General features: G+C 58.1%; 8 protein-coding genes. 3 read left to right on the plus strand and 5 right to left on the minus strand.

From position 1 onward, the window contains the following. Together NQ034_RS15835 and NQ034_RS15840 are read left to right on the plus strand one after the other, a co-directional pair. Window positions 1-231: hypothetical protein (locus tag NQ034_RS15835; protein WP_444861106.1), on the plus strand; the 231-nt coding region annotated here is incomplete at its 5' end. Between the two features lie 347 nt (window positions 232-578). Continuing rightward, complete coding sequence (locus NQ034_RS15840; RefSeq protein WP_069408167.1) at window positions 579-779, plus strand: hypothetical protein; 201 nt, start codon at window positions 579-581, stop codon at window positions 777-779. Window positions 780-869: 90 nt separating this feature from the next. Here the strand turns inward: NQ034_RS15840 and NQ034_RS15845 are convergent, their stop codons facing one another. The 5 genes from NQ034_RS15845 to NQ034_RS15865 all read right to left on the minus strand — a co-directional run bounded on the left by NQ034_RS15845 (window position 870) and on the right by NQ034_RS15865 (window position 4949). Continuing rightward, window positions 870-1634 carry an IS6-like element IS6100 family transposase gene (locus NQ034_RS15845; RefSeq protein ID WP_001389365.1) on the minus strand — a complete coding sequence of 255 codons (765 nt, stop codon included), beginning with the start codon at window positions 1632-1634 and terminating at the stop codon, window positions 870-872. A gap of 506 nt (window positions 1635-2140) precedes the next feature. Then, a complete protein-coding gene (locus tag NQ034_RS15850; protein WP_000376623.1) occupies window positions 2141-2641 on the minus strand; it encodes a GNAT family N-acetyltransferase in 501 nt (166 codons plus the stop codon). 127 nt (window positions 2642-2768) lie between these two features. Continuing rightward, window positions 2769-3608, minus strand: a complete 840-nt coding sequence (sul1, locus tag NQ034_RS15855; RefSeq protein ID WP_000259031.1) for a sulfonamide-resistant dihydropteroate synthase Sul1 — start codon at window positions 3606-3608, stop codon at window positions 2769-2771. Next, a complete protein-coding gene (locus tag NQ034_RS15860) occupies window positions 3602-3949 on the minus strand; it encodes a quaternary ammonium compound efflux SMR transporter QacE delta 1 (RefSeq protein WP_000679427.1) in 348 nt (115 codons plus the stop codon). The genes sul1 and NQ034_RS15860 overlap by 7 nt, the downstream gene beginning before the upstream one ends. A 163-nt stretch (window positions 3950-4112) precedes the next feature. Then, entirely contained in the window at window positions 4113-4949 is an 837-nt protein-coding gene (locus NQ034_RS15865) for an ANT(3'')-Ia family aminoglycoside nucleotidyltransferase AadA9 (protein WP_010991842.1), read from the minus strand. A 145-nt stretch (window positions 4950-5094) separates the two neighbouring features. Here NQ034_RS15865 and NQ034_RS15870 point away from each other — a divergent pair. After that, a partial coding sequence (locus NQ034_RS15870) for an integron integrase (RefSeq protein ID WP_257049995.1) occupies window positions 5095-6143 on the plus strand: 1049 nt, incomplete at its 3' end.

The raw sequence follows: 6143 nt of genomic DNA on the forward strand, positions 1-6143 counted from the left end.
TGGAACGGCCCGACCACCGCGGCGACACGCGCAGGCACATCACACCCGAACAGTACAATCACCTACAACATGAGACAACGACGCCGCGATCAAGCACAAACCCCAACCCGTGAAAAATCGAGGCTAGAAGAACAAACAGCGCTCGACAACGGATGTGAGCCTGTCGATCAAGACCTAGATTTCGAGTTCGGGTTAGTTGCAATGGTTGAAGGGCTGGCATCAAAGCGATGAGGGATGCTCGCACTTTGGGTCTCTGCGTCAGTAAGGTCAATCCTTTCCCGCTCCCGCAGCACCTCCTCCGCGATACTGACGATTCGCTCATGGCTACGGGGCTCACAAACGAGCAAATCAGGGACCGTGTGCATGTCGCGTCGCGATCGCGGAACGGCACATCAGCAGCATCTTCACCATGCTCGACCTTAACGAGCGCACAGGGAACAAGCGCGTCATCGCCGTCCTCGAGTACCTCAAGAACTAAGCGTCGAGTGCGCGACCGGCGCGATGACCATAGGTAACGGCGGTTTAGCATCGGTGCCGCATCTTGACACGACTCAATCCGCGACAGCTAACCTCCGCATATGGAGTTCGACGGAATGGAGATCCCCGACGATATCGAGGTCACGGTCTGGGGGAGCAACGAGCACCGGCTCTGTAACGTCTGCCGCGCAGAATGCGACCCCGAGCCGAGCGGCGCCGACGGGTACGGCGTGCGAATCATCTACGTCTGCCGCGACCACGGACTCCAATCCGTCGTGGACCCATTCGAGCATCTCCGTTGAAGCGCGCTCTTCGCTATCTCCCTGCATTGACGCAAAGGCTCTGTTGCAAAGATTGGCGGCAGTCAGAGGTAGGCTGTCGCTCTGCGCCGATCAGGCGGCTGCTGCGAAATGGTGGTTGAGCATGCCCATGGCCTCCGTCAGCGCCGAGGGCCCAATGCCAAAAGCTCTCTCCACAAGGCGCACCTCGCCCCTGATGCCGGGCTGCAGGCACCAGGGGCGAGCCTGTCCTTTGCGCAGGGCTCGCATGACTTCGAATCCCTTGATCGTGGCATAGGCCGTGGGGATCGATTTGAAACCGCGCACCGGCTTGATCAGTATCTTGAGCTTTCCGTGATCGGCCTCGATCACGTTATTGAGATACTTCACCTGCCGGTGGGCCGTCTCCCGGTCCAGCTTTCCTTCGCGCTTCAATTCGGTGATCGCTGCACCATAGCTCGGCGCTTTGTCGGTATTGAGCGTGGCAGGCTTTTCCCAGTGCTTCAGGCCTCGCAGGGCCTTGCCCAGGAACCGCTTCGCTGCCTTGGCGCTGCGGGTCGGCGACAGGTAGAAATCGATCGTGTCGCCCCGCTTGTCGACTGCCCGGTACAGGTAGGTCCACTTGCCCCGCACCTTGACGTAGGTTTCATCCAGGCGCCAGCTCGGATCAAAGCCACGCCGCCAGAACCAGCGCAGCCGCTTCTCCATCTCCGGGGCGTAGCACTGGACCCAGCGATAGATCGTCGTATGGTCGACCGAAATGCCGCGTTCCGCCAGCATTTCCTCAAGGTCGCGATAGCTGATCGGATAGCGACAATACCAGCGCACCGCCCACAGGATCACATCACCCTGGAAATGGCGCCACTTGAAATCCGTCATCGTTCCGTCCGTCCAATCTCCGCCAAGCATGCTCAAGCTTCACGATTTTTGCAACAGAGCCCACACGAGTATTGAGCATAGTCGAGATTGGTGCAGATCACTTCTGATATTGAACTGTCAGGAGCTGGCTGCACAACAGCCATTACGCCCAATCAACTGGTGCAGTCGTCTTCTGAAAATGACATTTGGTATCTCTCATAAACGGATGTTTTTGAGAGAACTATCTTCGGCCTTCACACGCACGAAAGGCGGCGAAGCTCCGCCGTTAATCCGTCCGCCGGAGATCTCGCCCAGGCAGGCTGAAGGCCGAGCAAGCCTGACAGGCCCGAAAAGCCCGGCACGGGCGTCGGCGGCGATGACGGCGGCGGCATTATCCAGGGTTGATGATGGAAGTGGAGGATATCGACAACCTCTCGCGCAACCAAGACATCGCGGTCGGACTGCAAGTGATCTTGAAGCCACGGGCCCGTCCCACCCCGACATGGACCTCGATGCCCGAACGGACGTTAGATTTCGAGTTCTAGGCGTTCTGCGATGAAGGTTGGATCCCAGCCGGGATTGAAAGTGTCGACGTGGGTGAATCCGAGCCGCTCGTATAGGCCACGCAGGTTCGGGTGGCAGTCGAGCCGCAGCTTGGCGCACCCCTGCGTTCGCGCGGCATGGCGGCAAGCCTCGATCAGCGCGGAGCTGACACCCCGGCCCGCATGTGTCCGTCGCACCGCGAGCTTGTGCAGATATGCGGCCTCCCCCTTGAGGGCGTCGGGCCAGAACTCGGGATCCTCGGCCGACAAGGTGCAACAGCCGACGATGCCGTCGCTGCAACTCGCGACTAGGAGCTCGGATCTCAGGACGAAGGTCTCCGCGAATGTCCGGTCGATCCGCGCGACGTCCCAGGCGGGCGTTCCCTTGGCGGACATCCACGCCGCAGCGTCGTGCATCAGCCGCACAACCTCGTCGATATCACCCGAGCAGGCGACCCGAACGTTCGGAGGCTCCTCGCTGTCCATTCGCTCCCCTGGCGCGGTATGAACCGCCGCCTCATAGTGCAGTTTGATCCTGACGAGCCCAGCATGTCTGCGCCCACCTTCGCGGAACCTGACCAGGGTCCGCTAGCGGGCGGCCGGAAGGTGAATGCTAGGCATGATCTAACCCTCGGTCTCTGGCGTCGCGACTGCGAAATTTCGCGAGGGTTTCCGAGAAGGTGATTGCGCTTCGCAGATCTCCAGGCGCGTGGGTGCGGACGTAGTCAGCGCCATTGCCGATCGCGTGAAGTTCCGCCGCAAGGCTCGCTGGACCCAGATCCTTTACAGGAAGGCCAACGGTGGCGCCCAAGAAGGATTTCCGCGACACCGAGACCAATAGCGGAAGCCCCAACGCCGACTTCAGCTTTTGAAGGTTCGACAGCACGTGCAGCGATGTTTCCGGTGCGGGGCTCAAGAAAAATCCCATCCCCGGATCGAGGATGAGCCGGTCGGCAGCGACCCCGCTCCGTCGCAAGGCGGAAACCCGCGCCTCGAAGAACCGCACAATCTCGTCGAGCGCGTCTTCGGGTCGAAGGTGACCGGTGCGGGTGGCGATGCCATCCCGCTGCGCTGAGTGCATAACCACCAGCCTGCAGTCCGCCTCAGCAATATCGGGATAGAGCGCAGGGTCAGGAAATCCTTGGATATCGTTCAGGTAGCCCACGCCGCGCTTGAGCGCATAGCGCTGGGTTTCCGGTTGGAAGCTGTCGATTGAAACACGGTGCATCTGATCGGACAGGGCGTCTAAGAGCGGCGCAATACGTCTGATCTCATCGGCCGGCGATACAGGCCTCGCGTCCGGATGGCTGGCGGCCGGTCCGACATCCACGACGTCTGATCCGACTCGCAGCATTTCGATCGCCGCGGTGACAGCGCCGGCGGGGTCTAGCCGCCGGCTCTCATCGAAGAAGGAGTCCTCGGTGAGATTCAGAATGCCGAACACCGTCACCATGGCGTCGGCCTCCGCAGCGACTTCCACGATGGGGATCGGGCGAGCAAAAAGGCAGCAATTATGAGCCCCATACCTACAAAGCCCCACGCATCAAGCTTTTGCCCATGAAGCAACCAGGCAATGGCTGTAATTATGACGACGCCGAGTCCCGACCAGACTGCATAAGCAACACCGACAGGGATGGATTTCAGAACCAGAGAAAGAAAATAAAATGCGATGCCATAACCGATTATGACAACGGCGGAAGGGGCAAGCTTAGTAAAGCCCTCGCTAGATTTTAATGCGGATGTTGCGATTACTTCGCCAACTATTGCGATAACAAGAAAAAGCCAGCCTTTCATGATATATCTCCCAATTTGTGTAGGGCTTATTATGCACGCTTAAAAATAATAAAAGCAGACTTGACCTGATAGTTTGGCTGTGAGCAATTATGTGCTTAGTGCATCTAACGCCTGAATTAAGCCGAGCCGCGAAGCGGCTTCGGCTTAAATGAATAGTTAGACGTTAGACGTTCTTGGCGCCATCGCAAATATGCGAAGTTTGAGATTTTCGCTTTTCGAGCAAATCAGCGACCGCAGACTTTGCATAGCCAATGAACGCCGAAGTCTCATCTGCACGCAAAGCAAGACTATCCTTGCAAAGCCCAAGATAGGCTTGCCGCGCCTCAACCAGTATTGGCTTATGCTCAGCTGGCAAGCGCTCTAAAACCCATTCGGCGGCCACATCCTTGGGGACGATTCCTCCAGTTTCAGTGCTATACCAGATCCGAGCTAACGTGAGTACGATGTTCCGCTCCTCATTTTCCCAATCCTCATGAGTATTCCACAGCTTAAGGGTATCGGAAAGCACCTGGAGAAAGTCATGCTCTGGCACCGGCATGAAGACTTTTTGAGCCACTGGACCTACTAAAGCGATGCTGTGTTGCCTAGCTTTCGTTATTAGAATTGCAAGGTCGGCGTCCAAGGCGGCTGGCTCGAAGACACCTTCAAGAATATCCTCCCGCAGCCACTCCCCGAACTGCAGTTCTCGTCGTGCCGGATAACGCCAAGGCACTACTTCGTTGCATGCAACAACAGTTACCTCTAGCGGCCGGAGTATTGAGCTTTCGCATGGTGGTGCCGAGATATTCAAGAAATCGAGCATCAGGGAGCGTCTGGTAGCTTCATCCAAGCGTGCATCCACGGTAACCAGCAGATCAATGTCGCTATATGGTTTGAGGCCACCATCAATTGCAGAACCATACAAGTGTATGGCTTTCAGCGTTGATGCCAAATGGCGTTTAATTACATCGCGTGCCTGTGAAAGCTGTCTTGAGATTCCGGTGTGTATAGAGTTGCTCATCATGTCTAACTTTGTTTTAGGGCGACTGCCCTGCTGCGTAACATCGTTGCTGCTCCATAACATCAAACATCGACCCACGGCGTAACGCGCTTGCTGCTTGGATGCCCGAGGCATAGACTGTACAACAAAACAGTCATAACAAGCCATGAAAACCAGCACTGCACCGTTACCACCGCTGCGTTCGGTCAAGGTTCTGGACCAGTTGCGTGAGCGCATACGCTACTTGCATTATAGCTTACGAACCGAACAGGCGTATGTCCACTGGGTTCGTGCCTTCATCCGTTTCCACGGTGTGCGTCACCCGGCAACCTTGGGCAGCAGCGAAGTCGAGGCATTTCTGTCCTGGCTGGCGAACGAGCGCAAGGTTTCGGTCTCCACGCATCGTCAGGCATTGGCGGCCTTGCTGTTCTTCTACGGCAAGGTGCTGTGCACGGATCTGCCCTGGCTTCAGGAGATCGGAAGACCTCGGCCGTCGCGGCGCTTGCCGGTGGTGCTGACCCCGGATGAAGTGGTTCGCATCCTCGGTTTTCTGGAAGGCGAGCATCGTTTGTTCGCCCAGCTTCTGTATGGAACGGGCATGCGGATCAGTGAGGGTTTGCAACTGCGGGTCAAGGATCTGGATTTCGATCACGGCACGATCATCGTGCGGGAGGGCAAGGGCTCCAAGGATCGGGCCTTGATGTTACCCGAGAGCTTGGCACCCAGCCTGCGCGAGCAGCTGTCGCGTGCACGGGCATGGTGGCTGAAGGACCAGGCCGAGGGCCGCAGCGGCGTTGCGCTTCCCGACGCCCTTGAGCGGAAGTATCCGCGCGCCGGGCATTCCTGGCCGTGGTTCTGGGTTTTTGCGCAGCACACGCATTCGACCGATCCACGGAGCGGTGTCGTGCGTCGCCATCACATGTATGACCAGACCTTTCAGCGCGCCTTCAAACGTGCCGTAGAACAAGCAGGCATCACGAAGCCCGCCACACCGCACACCCTCCGCCACTCGTTCGCGACGGCCTTGCTCCGCAGCGGTTACGACATTCGAACCGTGCAGGATCTGCTCGGCCATTCCGACGTCTCTACGACGGCTCTGTTGCAAAGATTGGCGGCAGTCAGAGGTAGGCTGTCGCTCTGCGCCGATCAGGCGGCTGCTGCGAAATGGTGGTTGAGCATGCCCATGGCCTCCGTCAGCGCCGAGGGCCCAATGCC

The organism is Brevibacterium moorei (genome assembly GCF_024580735.1).
In the GTDB taxonomy this organism is placed as follows: Bacteria; Actinomycetota; Actinomycetes; order Actinomycetales; family Brevibacteriaceae; genus Brevibacterium; species Brevibacterium moorei.

Excerpts from the sequence above, each read along its gene's own strand:
- NQ034_RS15840 (WP_069408167.1), top strand. The coding sequence starts at position 579 with ATGGAGTTCGACGGAATGGAGATCCCCGACGATATCGAGGTCACGGTC.
- NQ034_RS15845 (WP_001389365.1), bottom strand. The coding sequence starts at position 1,634 with ATGACGGATTTCAAGTGGCGCCATTTCCAGGGTGATGTGATCCTGTGG.
- NQ034_RS15850 (WP_000376623.1), bottom strand. The coding sequence starts at position 2,641 with ATGGACAGCGAGGAGCCTCCGAACGTTCGGGTCGCCTGCTCGGGTGAT.
- sul1 (WP_000259031.1), bottom strand. The coding sequence starts at position 3,608 with ATGGTGACGGTGTTCGGCATTCTGAATCTCACCGAGGACTCCTTCTTC.
- NQ034_RS15860 (WP_000679427.1), bottom strand. The coding sequence starts at position 3,949 with ATGAAAGGCTGGCTTTTTCTTGTTATCGCAATAGTTGGCGAAGTAATC.
- NQ034_RS15865 (WP_010991842.1), bottom strand. The coding sequence starts at position 4,949 with ATGAGCAACTCTATACACACCGGAATCTCAAGACAGCTTTCACAGGCA.